A 17999-nucleotide genomic window follows, 5' to 3' on the forward strand; every position below is an offset into this window, starting at 1 on the left:
GATGGCTCGGGCCCCGGCGCGCTTCGCATGCCGGCCGGGTGCCTTCGCGAGACCTTGTCGTTTCGTGGGGTCGGCGCGATTCTAGTGTCGGGTCCTGTCGCTTCGCGGGCACAAGCGTCGCATGGGATGGAGAGGCCTCATGCCCGATGCATGCGCGCGCAGGTTCGTGGACAACCGCGCCGGCCTCGTTCCGACCCGAGCGGCGCCGCCCGCGCTCAGCGCCGGTCGAGCGCCGACAGGCGCGGATCCGCGGGATCGAACCCCCAGTCGCGCAAGGCCTCGTCGCCACCGCCGCGCGCCTCGGCCGGCGCACGGCCGGCGACGCTCGCGGTGCGCGAGAAGCGCGGCGCCGGCGCGGGCTGGCGCGCGCCATCGATGTGCACGAAGCTCTCGCGCGCCACGTGGTGCGCATGGCCCGGCACTTCGCCGAGCGACAGAACGGGCGTCACGCAAGCCTCGGTGCCGTCGAAGACCGCGCACCACGCATCGCGCGTGCGCGTGGCGAAGAGGTCGGCGAACCTGCGCCGCGTCTCGGGCCAGGCCGCGCGGTCGTGCTGCGGCGGCAGCGCATCGGGCGCCAGGCCCAGTCCCGCGAGCAGCGCGGCATAGAACGCGGGTTCGATGGCACCGACCGCCAGGTGCCGGCCGTCGCTGGTCTCGTACACGCCGTAGAAGGGGGCGCCGCCGTCGAGCAGGTTGGCCTCGCGGCGGTCCAGCCATTCGCCCGTGGCCACGCGACCCAGGATCGGCGCCATCAGCAGCAGCGACCCGTCGACCATCGCCGCGTCGACGACCTGCCCCTGGCCGCTGGTGCGCGCCTCCAGCACGGCCGCCATCACGCCGAGCGCCAGCAGCATCGCACCGCCGCCGAAGTCGCCGACGAGGTTGAGCGGCGGCACCGGCCTGTCGGCCGTGCCGGTGGCATGCAGCGCGCCCGTGAGGCCGATGTAGTTGATGTCGTGGCCCACGGCCCGCGCGAGCGGCCCGTGCTGGCCCCAGCCCGTCATGCGCCCGTAAACCAGCGCGGGCGATGCCGCCAGGCAGGCCTCGGGCCCGAGGCCCAACCGTTCCATCACGCCGGGGCGGTGGCCTTCGAGCAGCACGTGCGCGTTGCGCGCCAGCGCGAGCACGGCATCGCGCGCGGCCGGGGCCTTGAGGTCGGCCGTCACGCCGCGCCGGCCGCGCAACACCGTCTCGTGCCGCGCGTCGCGCGCGATGCCCATGCCGGCCGGCGCGGGCCGTGCGATGCGCAGCACGTCGGCGCCCATGTCCGCGAGCATCATCGCGGCCCAGGGCACGGGGCCGATGGCGTCGAATTCCAGCACGCGAAGGCCGTGCAGCGGTCCCATGGCCGAGGTCCTTCAGCGCGAGAAATCGACGAGCACGCGGCCCGAGCTCGCGCCATCGAGCTGCCGTGCGCTGTGCTCCATCAACGCGCCCAGCGGGATGTGCCGCACATGCGGCAGCACGGCCGCCATGTCGGGTTTCCATTCGGCCGCGAGCTTCGCCCACAGGCGCCGCCGCTGCTCCACGGGCGCATTCGCCACGATGCCGAACAATTGCGCGCGCCGCATGATGAAGGGCAGCACGCTGCCCTCGTAGCTGTTGCCGGCCGCGTTGCCCACCGATGCCACGGCGCCGCCGTCGGCCAGCGAGCGCAGCAGCCACGACAGCATCGGCCCGCCGACGTTGTCGATGGCGGCCGCGAAGCGCGGCTTCTCCAGCGGGCGCTGCGGCGCATCGAGCACGGCGGCGTCGATCACCTCGTGCGCGCCGATGGCGCGCAGCCGCTCTTCCTGCGCCATGCGGCGCGTGATGGCCGCCACGCGATAGCCGGCGCGCGCGAAGAGGGCCGTGCCCAGCAGGCCGACCGCGCCGCCCGCGCCGCTCATCGCCACGCTGCCCGCGTCGGGGGCGATGCCGAGTTCGATGAAGCGCTCGAGCGCCATCGCGGCCGTGAAGCCGGGCACGCCGATGACGGCGGCCTCGTGCGGCGTGAGTCCCTGCGGCACGGCCTGCACGTGCGCGGCGGGCACGCGCACGCAGGCGGAGAAGCCGCCATCGAACGCGATGCCGGTCTGGAAGCCGTGCACGAGCACGGCCTGGCCGGGCTCGAAGGCCGCCACCGATGACGCGAGCACCTCGCCGACCAGCTCGATGCCCGCCACGCGCGGGTACGACGCGATGATCTTCGCGCGGCCGTGCAGCGAGAGGCAGTCCTTGTAGTTCACGCCCGCATACAGGTTGCGCACCACGATCTCGCCCGCGGACAGATCGTCGAGCCGCAGGGTCTCCAGCCGGCTCCGGACCTGGCCCTCGGCGGTCTGGTGCGTGCGAAGGGCTTCGAATGTCTGGGGTATGGGCATGGGGCCATCTGACCAGCCGCGGACCGCATCCGCAAGCCGGTGTTTCGCCTGTCGAAACACGACTCGACCGCGCGCGCCGCGCGGCGCCACCATGCAGGCCCCCCGACTGGAGACCTACCCGATGACGACAGGCACACATGCCGCCCGACTGTTCGGCGATCACTTTCTCGAACGCCTGCAACCCGACGAGCAGGCCACCGTCCGACGCGTGCGCGACCTGTGCCGCGACACGCTCGGGCCGCGGGCCGACGCCGTCTCGCGCGAGGACCTGTTCGCCTGGGACACCTTCCGCACGCTCGCGCGCGAAGGCGTGATCGCCACCGCGTTCCCGCGCGAGTACGGCGGCACCGATGCGCGCCAGGCCCTGCGCATCCGCCTCATCGAGGAGCTGGGCCGCGTGTGCAGCACCTCGGCCTCGATGATCACGGGCACCGACCTGTCGAGCCGCGCCATCGTCGCGGGCGCGAGCGAGGCGCTGCGCCGCGAGATCGTGCCGCGGCTGTGCACCGGCGAGCTGCAGGCGGCCTTCGCGCTGACCGAGCCCGGCGCGGGCTCCGACGTGCGCGGCCTCGCGACCACGATCCGACGCGAGGGCGGGCGCTACCTCGTCACGGGCCGCAAGAAGTTCATCACGCGCGCGAGCACGGCCGACTGGTTCGCGGTGGTGGGCCGCGCCGAGGACGATCCCTCGGTGTTCATCGCGGTGCTGATGCCGCGCGACGCCGAGGGCTTCCGCATCGGCACGGAGGCCGGCAAGCTGGGCTGGTTCGGCGTGCCGATCTCCTCGCTCGAGTTCGACGCGGTCGAGGTGCCCGCCTCGCACCGCCTCGGCGCGGAGGGCGATGGCTTCTCGCTCGCGCAGGACGCGCTGCTGCGCGCGCGCATCGGGCATGCCGCGATGGCGCTGGGCCGTGCCATCGGCGCGGTCGAGATCGCGAGCCGCTATGCGAGCGAACGCACCGTGTTCGGCAGGCGCGAGGGCGAGCACCAGGGCGTGCAGTGGATGCTGGCCGACATGGTCACGCAGATCGAGGCCAGCCGCGCGCTGCTCGCGCTCACGGCCGACAAGTACGACGCGGGCGCGAGCGACGTGTCGATCTTCGCGTCCATGGCCAAGCTGCAGGCCACCGACCTGTGCATGAAGGTCGTGACCGATGCGCTGCAGCTCACGGGCGGGCGCGGCTACCTGCGCGACTTTCCGCTCGAGCGCTTCTTCCGCGACGCCAAGCTCAACCAGATCGGGGAGGGCGCGAGCGAGGTGCACAAGACCGTCATCGGCCGCGATGTGATGCGCCGCGCGCCGCTGGCCGAGCGCAACCCCTGCCTGCGCGACGGGCCGCTCACCGACTACTGAAGGCTCAGATCACCTTCTCCGCGCGCAGCGCATCGAGCGTTGCGGCGTCCAGGCCGAACTCGCCATAGACCTCGGCGTTGTGCTCGCCGGTGTCGGGCCCGGTGCGCGGGATCGGCAGTTCGCGGCCCGGCACGCGCGGCACCACGCAGGGTGCGGGCAGGCTGCCGTAGTCGGGGTCGGGCAGCCGGATGATCGCCTCGCGCGCGCGGTAGTGCGGGTCCTGCTCGATGTCGGCGATGGTGAAGATCTTGCTGAAGGGAATGCCGGCGTCCTCGAGCCGGCGTTCGATGGCGTCGTAGTCGTGCGCGGCGAACCACGCGCCGAGCCCTTCGTCGAGCGCCACGAGGTTCAGCACGCGCGCGGGGTTGCTGGCAAAGCGCGGGTCGTTCGCCCACTCGGGTTTGTCGACGGCCGCGCACAGACGCTGGAAGATCGGGTCCGACGACGCGACCACCGAGAAGTAGATGCCGTCGCGGCTGCGGTACATGTTCGAGGGCGCGGTGTAGCTCGCGCAGTTGCCCGCGGGCATGCGGACCGTGCCGAGCTGCTCGTGCTCCACGGGCAGCGGGTCGAGCAGGCGGAACAGCGCCTCGGTGGCGGCCAGGTCCACTTCGCAGCCGAGCGCCTGCGGGTCGCCGCGCAGGCGCGCCATTTCCGAGGCGATCGAGAACGCGCAGAACAGCCCCGCCACCGCGTCGCCCACCGGGAAATTGCTGTGCAGCGGCGAGCCGCCGGCTTCGCCCGTGAGGTTGGTGAAGCCGCTCATGGCCTCGAAGATGCGCGCGAAGCCCGGCCGCGACTTGTAGGGGCCGGTCTGGCCGAAGCCCGTGAGCCGCACCACCACGAGCCGCGGGTTGGCGCGATGCAGCGTGGCCAGGTCCAGCCCCCAGCGGTCGAGCGTGCCGGTGCGGAAGTTCTCCACCAGCACGTCGAACTGCGTCACAAGCCGGAGCAGCAGCGCGCGGCCGGCGGGCTGGCGCACGTCGAGCGTGATGCCGCGCTTGCCGCGGTTGGCGATCTTCCACCACAGCGCCTTGCCGTCCTTCACGGGCTGCAGGCCGCGCAGCGCGTCGCCGCCGCCGGGCAGCTCGAGCTTCACCACTTCAGCGCCCTGGTCGGCGCACAGCGTGGCGCCCAGCGGCGCGGCCAGCACGGTGGCCATGTCGAGGATGCGCACGCCGGAAAGGGCGCCGCGCGCGGGTCGTCGTTGGGTGTCGTCGGGGGAATGCAAACGTGGCTCCAAGGCCGGGGCGAAGGGCTCCGGGTTCGCGCCGGTTTTGCCAGACGCCACGCGGGCCAACAATCGCTGTTTCGCACAGCGAAACACCCTCCGCGTTTCATTGACGCCCCATTTCGAACGACCAATCATGCCCACACCAACGCGCACCACTTCACGCATGACAAGCATCGCGCTCCCGGGTCTCGTCGATCCGCACGACCTCACCGCCGACCGCCAGTTCTCGATGAATCTGGCGCGCGGCATGGAAGTGCTGCGCGTGTTCACCAGCGCCGACCCGGTGCTCGGCAACCGCGAGATCTCGGACCGCAGCGGCCTGCCCAAGCCCACGGTCTCGCGCATCACCTACACGCTCACCCTGCTGGGCTACCTGAGCCGCGACGGCGCCACGCAGAAATACAAACTCGGGCCCGGCGTGCTGTCGCTGGGCTACCCGCTGCTGGCCAGCATGCAGGTGCGCCAGGTCGCGCGTCCCATCATGGAAAGGCTGGCGCGCGAGACGGGCTGCTCGGTGAACCTGGGCATGCGCGACCGTTCGGACGTGGTCTACGTCGACACCATCCGCACCGACAACACCAACACCCACATGCCCGACATCGGCAGCACGCGCCCGCTGCTGGCCGCCGCGATCGGCCGTGCGCTGATGCTGGCCTGCACCGCGCCGGAACGCTCGGCCATCCTCAACCGGCTGCGGCTGCAGGACTCGGCCCTGTTCCAGCAATTGCGCCCCGCGTGGGAAGCCGACCAGAAGCTCTTTGCCGCGCGCGGCTTCTGCCACTCGCGCGGCGACTGGAAGAAGGACATCCATGCCGTCGCCGTGCCCGTGCGCGTGCCGCCGCGCGAAACGCCGCTGGCGATGAACTGCACGCTCGCCACCTACCGCTCGCCCGGCGAGCGCATGGAGCGCAAGGTCGCGCCGCTGCTGCTCGACGCCGTGCGCCAGCTCGAAACCGCGCAGGGCCTGCGCTGAACCAGAAACCGGAACCTCGAACCCATGATCCGCAGCCCCGACAAGTTCAATGCCCTGCTCGCCGAAGTCCGCGACTTCATCCGCAACGAATGCATGCCCATCGAGGCCCAGGTCGATCGCGACGACCTCATCCCCGAGCCCGTGGTCGAGCGCATGCGCGCGCTGGGCCTGTTCGGCCACAGCATTCCCGAGCAGTACGGCGGCGCGGGTCTCACGAGCGAGGAGCTGTCGCTGGTGAACATGGAGGTCTCGCAGGCCGCCACCACCTTCCGCGCGCGCTTCGGCGGCAACACGGGCATCGCGTCCGAGTCGCTGGTGGTCGACGGCACGCCCGAGCAGAAGCAGCGCTGGCTGCCCGAGCTGGCCAGCGGCCGCCTCACGGGCTGCTTCGCGCTCACCGAGCCCGAGGCCGGCTCCGACGCCACCGCGCAGCGGACCGTGGCCGTGCGCGACGGCGAGCACTACCGCATCACGGGCCGCAAGTGCTTCATCACCAATGCGCCCATCGCCGGCCTGTTCACCGTGTTCGCGCGCACCGATCCGCAGGCCAGGGGCGCGGCCGGCATCTCGGCCTTCCTGGTCGAGCGCGACACGCCCGGCCTCTCGGCGCCCGCGGGCTATCGCAAGATGGGACAGCACGGCTCGCCGGTCGGCGAGGTGATCCTCGAGGGCTGCCGCGTGCACGAGTCGGCCATCGTCGGCGGCGTGCCGGGCCTGGGCTTCAAGACGGCGATGAAGGCGCTGAACAAGCAGCGCATCAACCTCGCGGGGCTGTGCATCGGGCCGGCCATCCGGCTGGTCGACGAGATGGTGGCGCGCGCTGCCTCGCGCCGGCAGTTCGGCCAGCCCATCGGCGAGTTCCAGCTGGTGCAGCAGATGATCGCCGAGAGCAACACCGAAGTGCATGCCGCGCGCGCGCTGCTGCTGGAGACGGCGCGCAAGCGCGACGACGGCGCCGACGTGACCATGGAGGCCTCGATGTGCAAGCTGTTCGCCTCCGAGATGTGCGGCCGCGTGGCCGACCGCGCGGTGCAGGTCTTCGGCGGCGGCGGCTACATCAACGACAACGTGGCCGAGCGCTTCTACCGCGACGTGCGGCTGTTCCGCCTCTACGAAGGCACGAGCCAGATCCACCTCACCAACATCGCGCGCCGCACCATGGCACGAGCCGGGCACCAGACCTGACAAGGTGTGAGCCGGCGGCGCGCGCCAGCCATCATCAACGGAGACAACCCATGACCCTCAAAGGCACCTTGCTGGCCGCGCTCCTCGCCGTCCAGTCGCTGGCAATGACCGCACCCGCGTTCGCGCAGGGCGACTACCCGAGCAAGCCGATCCGCATCATCGTGCCGTTCACCGCCGGGGGCGTGGTCGATTCGATCGCGCGGCTGGTGGGCGAACGGCTGTCGTCCAAGTACGGCCAGCCCGTCATCGTCGAGAACCGGACCGGTGCCGGCGGCTCGATCGGCACCGACTACGTGGCCAAGGCCGCGCCCGACGGCTACACGCTGCTGTGCGTGAGCCCCGGCCATGCGGTCACGCCGAGCCTGATCAAGGGCGTGGCGTGGAATCCCGTGCGCGACTTCCGCGCCATCGAGGGCTTCGGCGTGATCCCCAACGTGTTCGTGGTGCCGGCCGAGGTGCCCGCGAAGACCATGGCGGAACTGGTCGCGATGGCGAAGAAGGCCAATCCGCCGCTGACCTATGCGACGGCCGGCGTGGGCACGTCCAATCACCTGTCGGGCGAACTGCTGGCGCAGAGCGCGGAGCTCAAGCTCACGCACGTGCCCTATCGCGGCCAGCCCGATGCGCTCGGCGATCTGCTCGCGGGTCGCGTGACGATGATGCCGCTCACCGTGGCGCTGGCCGTGCCGCACATCAAGTCGGGCAAGCTGCGGCCGCTGGCCGTGACCACGAGCAAGCGTTCCGGCGCCTTGCCCGACACGCCCACGGTGGCGGAGTCCACGGGGCTGAAGGGCTACGACGTGGGCACGTGGTTCGGCTTCGTCGCGCCGGTGAAGACACCCGATGCCATCGTCGCCAGGCTGTCCGCCGACGTGGCCGAGATCCTGGCCGATCCCGCGATGAAGCCCAAGCTCGACCTGCTCGGCCTCGAGGTGGCACCGCAGGGCCCGAAGCAGTTCGATGCCTTCATCGCGAGCGAATACGACAAGTGGAGCAAGGTCATCAAGACGGCGGGCATCGAGGCGCAATGAGCGCCGCGAGCCCATCGCCCGTGCGGCCGCCGCTGTGCGAGCGGCTGGGCATCCGCCATCCGATCTTCGGCTTCTCGCACTCGGTGGACGTGTGCGCGGCCATCGCGCGGGCAGGCGGCTTCCCGGTGCTGGGACTCGCGCGCGAGCTGCCGCACGAGATCCCGCACATCCTGGCCGAGGCGAGCGAGCGCATGGCGGGCCTGCCCTGGGGCATCGACCTGATGCTGCCCTCGCAGGTGCCCGACGAGGCCGCGAGCATCGAGAGCGTGCGCGCGCAATTGCCCGAGCGGCACCTGGCTTTCGTCGACGGTCTGCGCGACCGCTTCCAGGTGAAGCCGCCACGGCGGCCCAGCTTCTTCACGAGCCAGGTGCGCACCCGGGCGCTGTTCGACGCGCAGATCGAGGCCGTGCTCGACTCCGACGCGCGCGGCGTGGCCACGGCCATCGGCCTGCGCGCCGACCTCATCGAACGCGCGAAGGCGCGCGGCAAGCTCACCTTCTCGCTGGTCGGCTCGGTGCGGCATGCGCGCAAGGCGCTCGACATGGGCGTGGAGGTGCTGGTGGCGCAGGGCTACGACGCGGGCGGCCACACGGGCACGGTCGGCACGCTCTCGCTGCTGCCGCAGGTCATCGCCGAAGCCGGCGAGGTGCCGGTGCTGGCGGCGGGCGGCATCGCCACCGGCGCGCAGGTGCTGGGCGTGCTGGGCATGGGCGCGCAGGGCGCGTGGCTCGGCACCTTGTGGATGGGCGCGCAGGAGAACCACACGCCGCCCGCGCTGCTGCGGCGGCTCATCGCCAGCGGCAGCGAGGACACCCTGATCACGCGGGCCCACAGCGGCAAGCCCTGCCGCGTGGTGCGCAGCGACTGGATCGATGCCTGGAACGAGCCCGGCGCACCCGCGCCGCTGGGCATGCCGCAGCAGCAGGCGCTCACGGGCGACGTGTTCGCCTCGATGCACGAGTTCGACGACGCGCGGCTGATCTACGAGGCGGCCGGCCAGAGCGTGTTCGGCATCGAGCGGGAGACCACGGTGGGGGAGCAGATGGATGCGCTGGTTGACGGCATGCGGGGGGCGTGGGAGCGCATGCGGGGCTGGGACGCCCGATAGGGGCCGGCAGCGCGCGGGGCGGGCTGTTTTGTCCCACGTTTGTCCCGGTCGAAAAAAAGCCGTTGAAGATCAACGGCTTGGTGGTGCCTTCGACAGGAATCGAACCTGTATCTGAGTCTTAGGAGGACCCCGTTCTATCCATTGAACTACGAAGACGCTGGGCGGCTGGACTTTACCAGTTCGGCCGCTCCTTCCCGTGACGGCGGGACTTGGTTCAGCGCAGGCCCACGCGCGAGGCGTGCCAGCGCAGGGCGGCGGCGCGGGCCGGGTCGGTGGCCTCGATGCGGTCGGCGCGGCGTTGCAGGGCGCGCATCTGCTCGACCTCGGCGATCACCTTGTTGGGGCTCAGCAGGGTGCCCAGCAGCATGTCGGCCTCGTAGGCCAGCCTCCTGAGCACGACCGTGGCGCGACGCAGCAGCTTCGCGGGGACGGACGATCGGTCGAGGCTGGGCATGGCGGGAAGCTCCTGGGAAGAGAGGCACGGTGGACGGGGGTGTCGATTTTATAGGGTTAACCCGAGGCCTCCCGAGGAGGTCGGGCCCGGCCCTCGCGGCGCGCCTCGTGCCGGTGCCGCGACCGCTCGCGGGGTGGGCTTACCCCGATACGGAATCTTCAAAAAATTGACCGCGATCAAGCCGGCGCGTTTCGCGCACGCGCACCATCGGCGCTGTTCGGATCCGGCTCAGACTCACTACAAAAGAGAGCGCACCTCTACAGCAGGAGACAACAGATGAAGCATTTCATTGCGCGCTTCGGCGCGTGTCGCGCACGAGTCCTGGCCACCGTCGCCGCCGCCGCGGTCATGGCCATCGCCACCCCCGCACAGGCCTGGGAACCGGCCAAGCCCGTCGAGTTCGTGATCCCCGCCGGCACCGGCGGCGGCGCCGACCAGATGGGCCGGCTGCTGCAGGGCATCGTCATCAAGTACAAGCTGATGAAGGAGCCGCTGATCGTCGTCAACAAGTCGGGCGGCGCGGGCGCCGAAGGCTTTCTCTCGGTGAAGGAGGCCAAGGGCGATCCGCACAAGATCATCATCTCGCTGTCGAACCTCTTCACCACGCCGATGGCCACGGGCGTGCCCTTCAACTGGAAGGACATGACGCCGGTGGCGATGCTGGCGCTCGACCAGTTCGTGCTGTGGACCAACGCCGAGCAGCCCTACAAGACGGCCGGCGAGTACATCGCCGCGGTGAAGGCGGCGGGCCCGAACAAGTTCAAGATGGCCGGCACCGGCTCGAAGCAGGAAGACCAGATCATCACGGTCGCGCTCGAGAAGGCCACGGGCACCAAGTTCATCTACGTGCCCTTCAAGGGCGGCGGCGAAGTCGCGGTGCAGCTGGTGGGCGGCCACGTGAACTCCACCGTGAACAACCCGATCGAGGCGGTGGCCCAATGGCGCGCGGGCAAGCTGCGCCCGCTGTGCGTGTTCGACGACGAGCGCATGCCCTTCAAGGCCAAGGTCACCGACACGCAGTCGTGGAACGACGTGCCCACCTGCAAGGAAGCGGGCGTGCCGGCCAAGTACACGATGCTGCGCGGCATCTTCATGGCGCCGGGCGTCAAGCCCGAGCAGCTGGCCTTCTACAAGGACCTGCTGACCAAGGTGGCCGCCACGCCCGAGTGGAAGGAATACATGGAGAAGGGCGCCTTCAACCCGACCTTCATGACCGGCCCCGATTTCGAGAAGTGGCTCGCCAGCGCGGAGATCACGCACAAGACGCTGATGACCGAGGCCGGCTTCCTGGCCGCCAGCAAGTAGGCCAGCGGGCAGCGGCGGCCGGGCGCGCCGCCGCGATGCCTCGTTCGACGTGTGCATGCGCCCGCGCGGGCGCGTGCCGTCGCGCCCGGTTCTTTCTCTCTGTGTCCAGACAACAACACGATGGGGGCTCCATGGAGCACGACGACAACGTATCCGACCCGGCCGCGCGCACGGGCGTGGCCACGAACAAGGTCGAGGCGGTGGTGGCATTGCTGCTGCTGGTGGCCGGCCTGGTGGTGGTCTTCGAAAGCCGCCGGCTCGGCGCGGGCTGGACCAGCGACGGTCCGGGCGCAGGCTATTTCCCGTTCTTCATCGGCCTGATCATCACGATCTCGGGCATCGGCATCCTCTACCAGTCGCTGCTGGGCAAGAACCGCAACACCGAGGTCTTCGTCGACCGCGAGCAGCTCAAGCGCGTGCTCTCGGTGCTGCTGCCGGCCCTGGTCTACGTGCTGGGCATCGCGCTGCTCGGCCTGTATGTGGCCTCGGCGGTCTACATCGCGCTGTTCATGGTGATCCTGGGCAAGTACTCCTGGGTCAAGGCCGCGATCGCGGCGCTGGCCGTGAACACGCTGTTCTTCTTCATGTTCGAGGTCTGGTTCAAGGTGCCGCTGTTCAAGGGCGCCCTGGATCCGCTCTCGTTCCTCGGCTACTGACACCTCACGGAGCACAAGCGAAATGGAAGAAATCGGTGCCCTGATGCAGGGCTTCTCGGTGATCCTGACACCGACCAACATCGGCTTGATGTTCGTCGGGATCATCCTGGGCGTGCTGATCGGCGTGCTGCCCGGACTGGGCGGCGCCAACGGCGTCGCGATCCTGCTGCCGCTCACGTTCACGATGTCGCCGACCTCGGCGATCATCATGCTGTCGTGCATCTACTGGGGGGCGCTGTTCGGCGGCGCCATCACCTCGGTGCTGTTCAACATCCCGGGCGAGCCGTGGTCGGTGGCCACCACCTTCGACGGCTACCCGATGGCGCAGCAGGGCCGCGCGGGCGCCGCGCTCACCACGGCCTTCACCTCGTCGTTCGTGGGCGCCTTCCTCGCGGTGGTGATGATCACCTTCCTCGCGCCGCTGGTCGCGAAGTTCGCGCTGAAGTTCGGCTCGCCCGAGTTCTTCGCGGTCTACCTGCTGACCTTCTGCAGCTTCGTGGGCATGGGCAAGGGCTCGCCGTTCAAGATCCTGGCCTCGATGGCGCTGGGCTTCGCGCTCGCCAGCGTGGGCATGGACACGGTCACGGGCCAGCTGCGCCTGACCTTCGGCCAGCCCGAGCTGATGCGCGGCTTCGACTTCCTGATCGCGGTGATCGGCCTGTTCGGCATCGGCGAGATCCTGCTGTCGATGGAAGAAGGCCTGAAGTTCTCGGGCAAGAGCGCGAAGATCGATCCGAAGGTGGTGCTGCAGACCTGGAAGCAGCTGCCGCAGTACTGGATGACCTCGCTGCGCAGCTCGCTGATCGGCATCTGGATGGGCATCACGCCGGGCGGCGCCACGCCGGCCTCGTTCATGGCCTACGGCCTGGCCAAGAAGATGTCCAAGCGCGGCTCGAAGTTCGGCACCGGCGAGGCCGAGGGCGTGGTCGCGCCCGAGACCGCGGCGCACGCGGCTGGCACCAGCGCGCTGCTGCCGATGCTGGCGCTCGGCATCCCGGGCTCGCCGACCGCGGCGGTGCTGCTGGGCGGCCTGCTGATCTGGGGCCTGCAGCCCGGGCCGCTGCTGTTCGTGGAACAGAAGGACTTCGTCTGGGGCCTGATCGCCAGCATGTACCTGGGCAACATCGTCGGCCTGATCGTGGTGCTGAGCACGGTGCCGCTGTTCGCCTCGATCCTGCGCATCCCGTTCTCGATCATCGCGCCGGTGATCATCGTGATCTGCGCGATCGGTGCCTACACGGTGCACAACGCGATGCTCGACATCTGGTTCATGCTGGGTTTCGGCGTCATCGGCTACCTGTTCAAGAAGCTCGACTTCCCGCTCGCGCCGCTGGTGCTGGCGCTGGTGCTCGGCGACAAGGCCGAGGACTCGTTCCGCCAGGCCATGCTGGTGTCGCAGGGCGACGTGATGATCATGTTCTCGAACCCGCTGGTCGGCGGCATCACCACCCTGGCGCTCACGCTGCTGTTCTGGCCGCTGATCGCCAAGCTGCTGGCGCTCTTCAAGCCGAAGAAGCCCGACGAGTTCGCCGTCGAGCGGCCGGTCGATTGAGCACGGAGGCCACGCCATGCCCGTCATCGCACTGACCCAGGAAATGGGCTCGCTCGCCAAGGACGTGTCGGTTCAGCTCGCCGAGGAGATGGGGCTCGAACTGATGCGCCACGAGGTCATCGAGCGCGTCGCCGACCGCATGCAGGTCTCGACCAGCCTGATCGGCCGCCTGCGCGGCGGCAAGGCCGGTTTCGTCGAGCGGCTCACCGCCGACCGGCGCAGCCTCGCGCTCTACACGGCCGAGGAACTGTTCGCGCTGGCCGACCGCGGCAACGTGGTGCTGCGCGGCTGGGGCGCCACCTGCCTGCTGCGGCCGGTGCCGCACGTGGTGTGCGTGCGCATCACGCGCTCGCTCAAGAAGCGCATCGACTGGCTGATGACGCACCTGGAGACCGATGACGCCGAGTTCGCCGAGGCCGAGATCCGGCGCAGCGACGAGGCGCATGCCGCGCGCATGCATGCGCAGTTCGGCGTGAGCTGGGGCGACCCGGTGCTCTACGACCTGGTGTTGAACACCGACCGCCTCACGGTCGACAGCTGCGTGGCGCAGATCCGCGCGCTGGCGGCGCGGCCCGAGTTCGCCGAGACCGCGCGTTCGCGCGCGCTGCTGGCCAACATGGCGCTGGCGGCACGCGTGAAGGCGGCGCTCAAGGACGCAGCGGCCACGGCCGACATCCGCGTCACGGTGGAGGCCGACCATGGCCGCGTGAGCCTGCGCGGCATCGTGCTCGACGCGGACGAGCGCGCGCAGACCGAGGCCGTCACGGCCGCGGTGGAGGGCGTGGGCGCGGTGGACAACCAGCTGCGGCTGATGGCGACGACCCGGCGCTTCGCGTCGGCGAAGCAGACCTGAGCGGCCTCAGATCTTCCCGCGCTTGCGCAGCCGGCTCAGGGTTTCCGCGGAGAGATTGAGGTAGGACGCGAGCTCCTTGCTCGGGATGCGGTCCACGAGCTCGGGGTGCTTGCGCAGGAAACGGTGCACCCGGCCCGGCGCGTCCAGCAGGTGCAGCGTGATGGTGTGCGCCATGATCTCGCTCATGCCGCGCATCACGAGGAACTCGAACAGTTCCTTGGTCTGGGGATGGTGCGCCAGGAAGGTGGTCCATTCCTTCAGCGGCAGGCTCGCCACGCGGGCCTTGGTGACGCAGACGATGCCGTAGGGCGTGGGCGTGCCCAGGCGCATGGCCGCGTAGCTGGTCTCCATGTCGTTCTCGTCGGCGAAGCGCAGGATCATCTCCTTGCCCTCCGGGTTGCTCACCACCCGCTTGAGGATGCCGTCGAGGATGAAGTACTGCTCCATCTCCCGCACCCCCTGGTGCAGCAGGAAATCGCCCTTGTTGCCGTCGACGATCACCAGGTGATCCTCGAGCTCGGCGCGCTCGCCCTCGTTCAGGTCCTTGAGCAGGATGTTCTGCCGGAGCTGGGCGCGAATGATGTTCTTCTCCGGGTGGTTTTCCAACAACGTCATGGTCACCGTCTTGCTCGATTTCGTCGCCTGCGGCGCCGCTTCATCGGGGGTCGGCGCCGTTTTCGGGAAAGTTGACCGAGGTCAACGGCCGAAAGGATGGCCCGAATCATAGTCGCGGCTCGGGCCTCGGCCATTCACCCCAGCAGAAGGAGAGACATGTCTTCAGTTAGCACAGCCAAAGAGGCGGCCACGACGCTCGACGAGGCGATCAAGCCCAAGAGCCGGCCAGCCAACGGCGCCGCCGACGACCAGCAACTCGTCGCGCGCGCCCTCCAGCAGATGACGCAGGAAGCGCCGGAAGCGGAAACCACCGATGGTTTCCACCTGGTGATCGACGCGCTGAAGCTGAACGACATCGACACCATCTTCGCGCTGCCGGGCATCCCGATCACCGACCTGACCCGCATGGCGCAGGCCGAGGGCATGCGCGTGATCTCGTTCCGCCACGAGCAGCACGCCGGCAATGCCGCCGCTGCCGCCGGCTTCCTCACGCAGAAGCCCGGCATCTGCCTCACGGTGTCGGCGCCCGGCTTCCTCAACGGCCTGACCGCGCTGGCCAACGCCACCACCAACTGCTTCCCGATGATCCTGATCAGCGGCTCCAGCGAGCGCGAGATCGTCGACCTGCAGCAGGGCGACTACGAGGAGATGGACCAGCTGGCGATCGCCAAGCCGCTGTGCAAGGCCGCGTTCCGCGTGCTGCACGCCGAGGACATCGGCGTGGGCATCGCGCGCGCCATCCGCTCGGCCGTCTCGGGCCGCCCCGGCGGCGTGTACCTCGACCTGCCGGCCAAGCTGTTCGCGCAGACGATGGACGCCATCAAGGGCAGGAACTCGCTGATCAAGGTCATCGACCCCGCGCCGCGCCAGATCCCGGCCGCCGATGCCGTGCAGCGCGCGCTCGACCTGCTCAAGGGCGCGAAGCGGCCGCTGATCCTGCTGGGCAAGGGCGCCGCCTACGCCCAGGCCGATGCCGACATCCGCGCGCTGGTCGAGAAGACCGGCATCCCCTACCTGCCGATGTCGATGGCCAAGGGCCTCTTGCCCGACACGCATGCACAGTCGGCCGCCGCCGCGCGTTCCTACGTGCTGCAGGAAGCCGACGTGGTGCTGCTGGTGGGCGCGCGCCTGAACTGGCTGCTCTCGCACGGCAAGGGCAAGACCTGGGGTCAGGACAAGGGCGCCAAGCAGTTCATCCAGATCGACATCGCGCCGACCGAGATCGACAGCAACGTGGCGATCGCCGCGCCGGTGATCGGCGATATCGGCTCCTGCGTGGCCGCGCTGCTCGCGGGCATCGACGCCAGGTGGGCCAAGCCGCCGACCGAGTGGACCGGCGCCATCGCCGAGCGCAAGGACAAGAACCTGTCGAAGATGGCCGCCACGCTCGCCGCGCGTCCCTCGCCGATGAACTTCCAGAGCGCGCTCAGCGTGATCCGCGACCAGGTCAAGGCCCGGCCCGATGCGATCGTCGTCAACGAAGGCGCCAACACGCTGGACTTCGCGCGCAGCATCGTCGACATGTACGAGCCGCGCAAGCGCCTCGACGTGGGCACCTGGGGGATCATGGGCATCGGCATGGGGTTCGCCGTGGCTGCGGCCGTGGTCACGGGCAAGCCGGTGATCGCGATCGAGGGCGACAGCGCCTTCGGCTTCAGCGGCATGGAGGTCGAGACCATCTGCCGCTACAACCTGCCGATCTGCGTGATCGTGTTCAACAACAACGGCGTCTACCGCGGCACCGACGTGAACCCCAGCGGCACGCCCGACGTGGCGCCCACGGTGTTCGTGAAGAACGCGCGCTACGACAAGCTGATGGAAGCCTTCGGCGGCGTGGGCGTCCATGCGACCACCGCCGACGAGCTGCAGAAGGCCCTGACCGAGGCCGTCGCCACCGGTCGCCCGACCCTGATCAATGCCGTCATCGACGAGACCGCGGGCACCGAGAGCGGCCGCATCACCAGTCTCAACCCGGCCACGGCCAAGAAGAAGTGATTTCTTTCATTCCAGGAGATTCGACATGAGCAACAAACCTCTCAACGGCATCAAGATCATCGACTTCACGCACGTGCAGGCCGGCCCCGCCTGCACCCAGCTGCTGGCCTGGTTCGGCGCCGACGTGATCAAGGTCGAGCGCCCCGGCGCCGGCGACGTCACGCGCTCGCAGCTGCGCGACATCCCCGACGTGGACGCGCTGTACTTCACCATGCTCAACAGCAACAAGCGCTCGCTGACGCTGGACACCAAGCAGCCCGAGGGCAAGGTGGTGCTCGAGAAGCTGATCAAGGAATCGGACGTACTGGTCGAGAACTTCGGCCCCGGTGCGCTCGACCGCATGGGCTTCAGCTGGGAACGCATCCAGGAACTGAACCCGAAGATGATCGTCGCCTCGGTCAAGGGCTTCAGCGACGGCCACCACTACGACGACCTGAAGGTCTACGAGAACGTCGCGCAGTGCGCGGGCGGCGCCGCCTCCACCACCGGCTTCTGGGACGGCCCGCCGACCGTGAGCGCCGCGGCGCTGGGCGACAGCAACACCGGCATGCACCTGGCGATCGGCATCCTCACGGCCATCATCGGCCGCGAGCAGACCGGCAAGGGCCAGCGCGTGGCCTGCTCGATGCAGGACGCCGTGCTCAACCTGTGCCGCGTGAAGATGCGCGACCAGCAGCGCCTGGACCGCCTGGGCTACCTCGAGGAATACCCGCAGTACCCGCACGGCACCTTCAGCGACGTGGTGCCGCGCGGCGGCAATGCCGGCGGCGGCGGCCAGCCGGGCTGGGTGCTCAAGTGCAAGGGCTGGGAGACCGACCCGAACGCCTACATCTACTTCACCGTGCAGGGCCATGCCTGGGCCCCGATCTGCGACGCCATCGGCAAGCCCGAGTGGAAGACCGATCCCGACTACATGACCGCCAAGGCGCGCCAGCCGCACATCACCGACATCTTCGCGACCATCGAGGGCTGGCTGGCCGACAAGACCAAGTTCGAGGCGGTCGACATCCTGCGCAAGTTCGACATCCCGTGCGCGCCGGTGCTGACGATGAAGGAACTGCTCAACGACGAATCGCTGCGCAAGAGCGGCTCGATCGTGGAAGTGCCGCACAAGGAGCGCGGCACCTACTTCACCGTGGGCAGCCCGATCAAGTTCTCGGACCTCAAGCCCGAGATCACCGGTTCGCCGCTCTTGGGCGAACACACCGACGACGTGCTGGCCGAGCTCGGCTACAGCCAACAGCAGATCGCCGCGCTGCACGAAGCGAAGGCAGTCTGAGCCAGGCGTTCCCCCGGGGCTTTTCCAGTCCACGAAGC

General features: G+C 69.5%; 16 protein-coding genes and 1 tRNA gene. 11 read left to right on the plus strand and 6 right to left on the minus strand.

Annotated elements, in window-relative coordinates; genetic code table 11:
• Nucleotides 1-215: 215 nt before the first annotated feature.
• Together ACEN9J_RS24735 and ACEN9J_RS24740 are read right to left on the minus strand one after the other, a co-directional pair.
• Entirely contained in the window at nucleotides 216-1349 is a 1134-nt protein-coding gene (locus ACEN9J_RS24735) for a CaiB/BaiF CoA transferase family protein (protein WP_413762316.1), read from the minus strand.
• Between the two features lie 12 nt (nucleotides 1350-1361).
• Nucleotides 1362-2366, minus strand: coding sequence for a YhdH/YhfP family quinone oxidoreductase (locus tag ACEN9J_RS24740; protein ID WP_413762317.1), 1005 nt, complete (start codon nucleotides 2364-2366; stop codon nucleotides 1362-1364).
• Nucleotides 2367-2487: 121 nt separating this feature from the next.
• Between ACEN9J_RS24740 and ACEN9J_RS24745 the strand changes: the two genes are divergently transcribed.
• Nucleotides 2488-3720 carry an acyl-CoA dehydrogenase family protein gene (locus ACEN9J_RS24745; protein WP_057590844.1) on the plus strand — a complete coding sequence of 411 codons (1233 nt, stop codon included), beginning with the start codon at nucleotides 2488-2490 and terminating at the stop codon, nucleotides 3718-3720.
• A 4-nt stretch (nucleotides 3721-3724) separates the two neighbouring features.
• Here ACEN9J_RS24745 and ACEN9J_RS24750 read toward each other — a convergent pair whose 3' ends face one another.
• Nucleotides 3725-4882 carry a CaiB/BaiF CoA transferase family protein gene (locus ACEN9J_RS24750; RefSeq protein ID WP_412179383.1) on the minus strand — a complete coding sequence of 386 codons (1158 nt, stop codon included), beginning with the start codon at nucleotides 4880-4882 and terminating at the stop codon, nucleotides 3725-3727.
• Nucleotides 4883-5117: 235 nt separating this feature from the next.
• On the opposite strand from ACEN9J_RS24750, the gene ACEN9J_RS24755 reads away from it, so the two are divergent.
• The 4 genes from ACEN9J_RS24755 to ACEN9J_RS24770 are packed head-to-tail and all read left to right on the plus strand — an operon-like array spanning nucleotide 5118 to nucleotide 9252.
• Nucleotides 5118-5927 (plus strand): IclR family transcriptional regulator, encoded by an 810-nt coding sequence (locus ACEN9J_RS24755; RefSeq protein WP_057590846.1) that lies wholly within the window; start codon nucleotides 5118-5120, stop codon nucleotides 5925-5927.
• 24 nt (nucleotides 5928-5951) lie between these two features.
• A complete protein-coding gene (locus ACEN9J_RS24760; RefSeq protein WP_057590847.1) occupies nucleotides 5952-7112 on the plus strand; it encodes an acyl-CoA dehydrogenase family protein in 1161 nt (386 codons plus the stop codon).
• Between the two features lie 50 nt (nucleotides 7113-7162).
• Complete coding sequence (locus tag ACEN9J_RS24765) at nucleotides 7163-8143, plus strand: Bug family tripartite tricarboxylate transporter substrate binding protein (protein ID WP_261211475.1); 981 nt, start codon at nucleotides 7163-7165, stop codon at nucleotides 8141-8143.
• The gene (locus ACEN9J_RS24770) at nucleotides 8140-9252 is read left to right on the plus strand and encodes an NAD(P)H-dependent flavin oxidoreductase (RefSeq protein WP_413762318.1); all 1113 of its coding nucleotides are present in this window, start codon (nucleotides 8140-8142) and stop codon (nucleotides 9250-9252) included. Before ACEN9J_RS24765 ends, ACEN9J_RS24770 begins: the two co-directional genes overlap by 4 nt.
• An 81-nt stretch (nucleotides 9253-9333) precedes the next feature.
• Here ACEN9J_RS24770 and ACEN9J_RS24775 read toward each other — a convergent pair.
• Nucleotides 9334-9408: transfer RNA gene (locus tag ACEN9J_RS24775), tRNA-Arg, on the minus strand.
• Nucleotides 9409-9466: 58 nt separating this feature from the next.
• On the minus strand, nucleotides 9467-9706 hold the full coding sequence (locus tag ACEN9J_RS24780; protein ID WP_172705324.1) for a hypothetical protein: 240 nt from the start codon (nucleotides 9704-9706) through the stop codon (nucleotides 9467-9469).
• Between the two features lie 276 nt (nucleotides 9707-9982).
• On the opposite strand from ACEN9J_RS24780, the gene ACEN9J_RS24785 reads away from it, so the two are divergent.
• The 4 genes from ACEN9J_RS24785 to ACEN9J_RS24800 all read left to right on the plus strand — a co-directional run bounded on the left by ACEN9J_RS24785 (nucleotide 9983) and on the right by ACEN9J_RS24800 (nucleotide 14072).
• Entirely contained in the window at nucleotides 9983-11011 is a 1029-nt protein-coding gene (locus ACEN9J_RS24785) for a Bug family tripartite tricarboxylate transporter substrate binding protein (RefSeq protein ID WP_082321838.1), read from the plus strand.
• Between the two features lie 131 nt (nucleotides 11012-11142).
• Nucleotides 11143-11667, plus strand: a complete 525-nt coding sequence (locus ACEN9J_RS24790) for a tripartite tricarboxylate transporter TctB family protein (protein WP_413762319.1) — start codon at nucleotides 11143-11145, stop codon at nucleotides 11665-11667.
• 22 nt (nucleotides 11668-11689) lie between these two features.
• Nucleotides 11690-13219: a tripartite tricarboxylate transporter permease gene (locus tag ACEN9J_RS24795; protein ID WP_057590851.1), complete on the plus strand. Its 1530-nt coding sequence runs from the start codon at nucleotides 11690-11692 to the stop codon at nucleotides 13217-13219.
• 16 nt (nucleotides 13220-13235) lie between these two features.
• Nucleotides 13236-14072 (plus strand): cytidylate kinase family protein, encoded by an 837-nt coding sequence (locus ACEN9J_RS24800; RefSeq protein ID WP_261211471.1) that lies wholly within the window; start codon nucleotides 13236-13238, stop codon nucleotides 14070-14072.
• A gap of 6 nt (nucleotides 14073-14078) precedes the next feature.
• Here ACEN9J_RS24800 and ACEN9J_RS24805 read toward each other — a convergent pair whose 3' ends face one another.
• Nucleotides 14079-14687, minus strand: coding sequence for a Crp/Fnr family transcriptional regulator (locus ACEN9J_RS24805; protein ID WP_413762320.1), 609 nt, complete (start codon nucleotides 14685-14687; stop codon nucleotides 14079-14081).
• Between the two features lie 156 nt (nucleotides 14688-14843).
• Between ACEN9J_RS24805 and oxc the strand changes: the two genes are divergently transcribed.
• Both oxc and frc read left to right on the plus strand, forming a co-directional pair.
• Nucleotides 14844-16682: an oxalyl-CoA decarboxylase gene (gene oxc, locus ACEN9J_RS24810; RefSeq protein ID WP_261211467.1), complete on the plus strand. Its 1839-nt coding sequence runs from the start codon at nucleotides 14844-14846 to the stop codon at nucleotides 16680-16682.
• A gap of 25 nt (nucleotides 16683-16707) precedes the next feature.
• The gene (frc, locus tag ACEN9J_RS24815) at nucleotides 16708-17961 is read left to right on the plus strand and encodes a formyl-CoA transferase (RefSeq protein ID WP_057590855.1); all 1254 of its coding nucleotides are present in this window, start codon (nucleotides 16708-16710) and stop codon (nucleotides 17959-17961) included.
• Nucleotides 17962-17999: the final 38 nt, after the last annotated feature.

The organism is Variovorax sp. Varisp41 (genome assembly GCF_047325085.1).
Lineage (GTDB): Bacteria > Pseudomonadota > Gammaproteobacteria > Burkholderiales > Burkholderiaceae_C > Variovorax.

Bases quoted from the DNA above. Each gene is read 5' to 3' on its own strand.
- ACEN9J_RS24735 (WP_413762316.1), bottom strand. From the start codon at position 1,349: ATGGGACCGCTGCACGGCCTTCGCGTGCTGGAATTCGACGCCATCGGC.
- ACEN9J_RS24740 (WP_413762317.1), bottom strand. From the start codon at position 2,366: ATGCCCATACCCCAGACATTCGAAGCCCTTCGCACGCACCAGACCGCC.
- ACEN9J_RS24745 (WP_057590844.1), top strand. From the start codon at position 2,488: ATGACGACAGGCACACATGCCGCCCGACTGTTCGGCGATCACTTTCTC.
- ACEN9J_RS24750 (WP_412179383.1), bottom strand. From the start codon at position 4,882: ATGGCCACCGTGCTGGCCGCGCCGCTGGGCGCCACGCTGTGCGCCGAC.
- ACEN9J_RS24755 (WP_057590846.1), top strand. From the start codon at position 5,118: ATGACAAGCATCGCGCTCCCGGGTCTCGTCGATCCGCACGACCTCACC.
- ACEN9J_RS24760 (WP_057590847.1), top strand. From the start codon at position 5,952: ATGATCCGCAGCCCCGACAAGTTCAATGCCCTGCTCGCCGAAGTCCGC.
- ACEN9J_RS24765 (WP_261211475.1), top strand. From the start codon at position 7,163: ATGACCCTCAAAGGCACCTTGCTGGCCGCGCTCCTCGCCGTCCAGTCG.
- ACEN9J_RS24770 (WP_413762318.1), top strand. From the start codon at position 8,140: ATGAGCGCCGCGAGCCCATCGCCCGTGCGGCCGCCGCTGTGCGAGCGG.
- ACEN9J_RS24780 (WP_172705324.1), bottom strand. From the start codon at position 9,706: ATGCCCAGCCTCGACCGATCGTCCGTCCCCGCGAAGCTGCTGCGTCGC.
- ACEN9J_RS24785 (WP_082321838.1), top strand. From the start codon at position 9,983: ATGAAGCATTTCATTGCGCGCTTCGGCGCGTGTCGCGCACGAGTCCTG.
- ACEN9J_RS24790 (WP_413762319.1), top strand. From the start codon at position 11,143: ATGGAGCACGACGACAACGTATCCGACCCGGCCGCGCGCACGGGCGTG.
- ACEN9J_RS24795 (WP_057590851.1), top strand. From the start codon at position 11,690: ATGGAAGAAATCGGTGCCCTGATGCAGGGCTTCTCGGTGATCCTGACA.
- ACEN9J_RS24800 (WP_261211471.1), top strand. From the start codon at position 13,236: ATGCCCGTCATCGCACTGACCCAGGAAATGGGCTCGCTCGCCAAGGAC.
- ACEN9J_RS24805 (WP_413762320.1), bottom strand. From the start codon at position 14,687: ATGACGTTGTTGGAAAACCACCCGGAGAAGAACATCATTCGCGCCCAG.
- oxc (WP_261211467.1), top strand. From the start codon at position 14,844: ATGTCTTCAGTTAGCACAGCCAAAGAGGCGGCCACGACGCTCGACGAG.
- frc (WP_057590855.1), top strand. From the start codon at position 16,708: ATGAGCAACAAACCTCTCAACGGCATCAAGATCATCGACTTCACGCAC.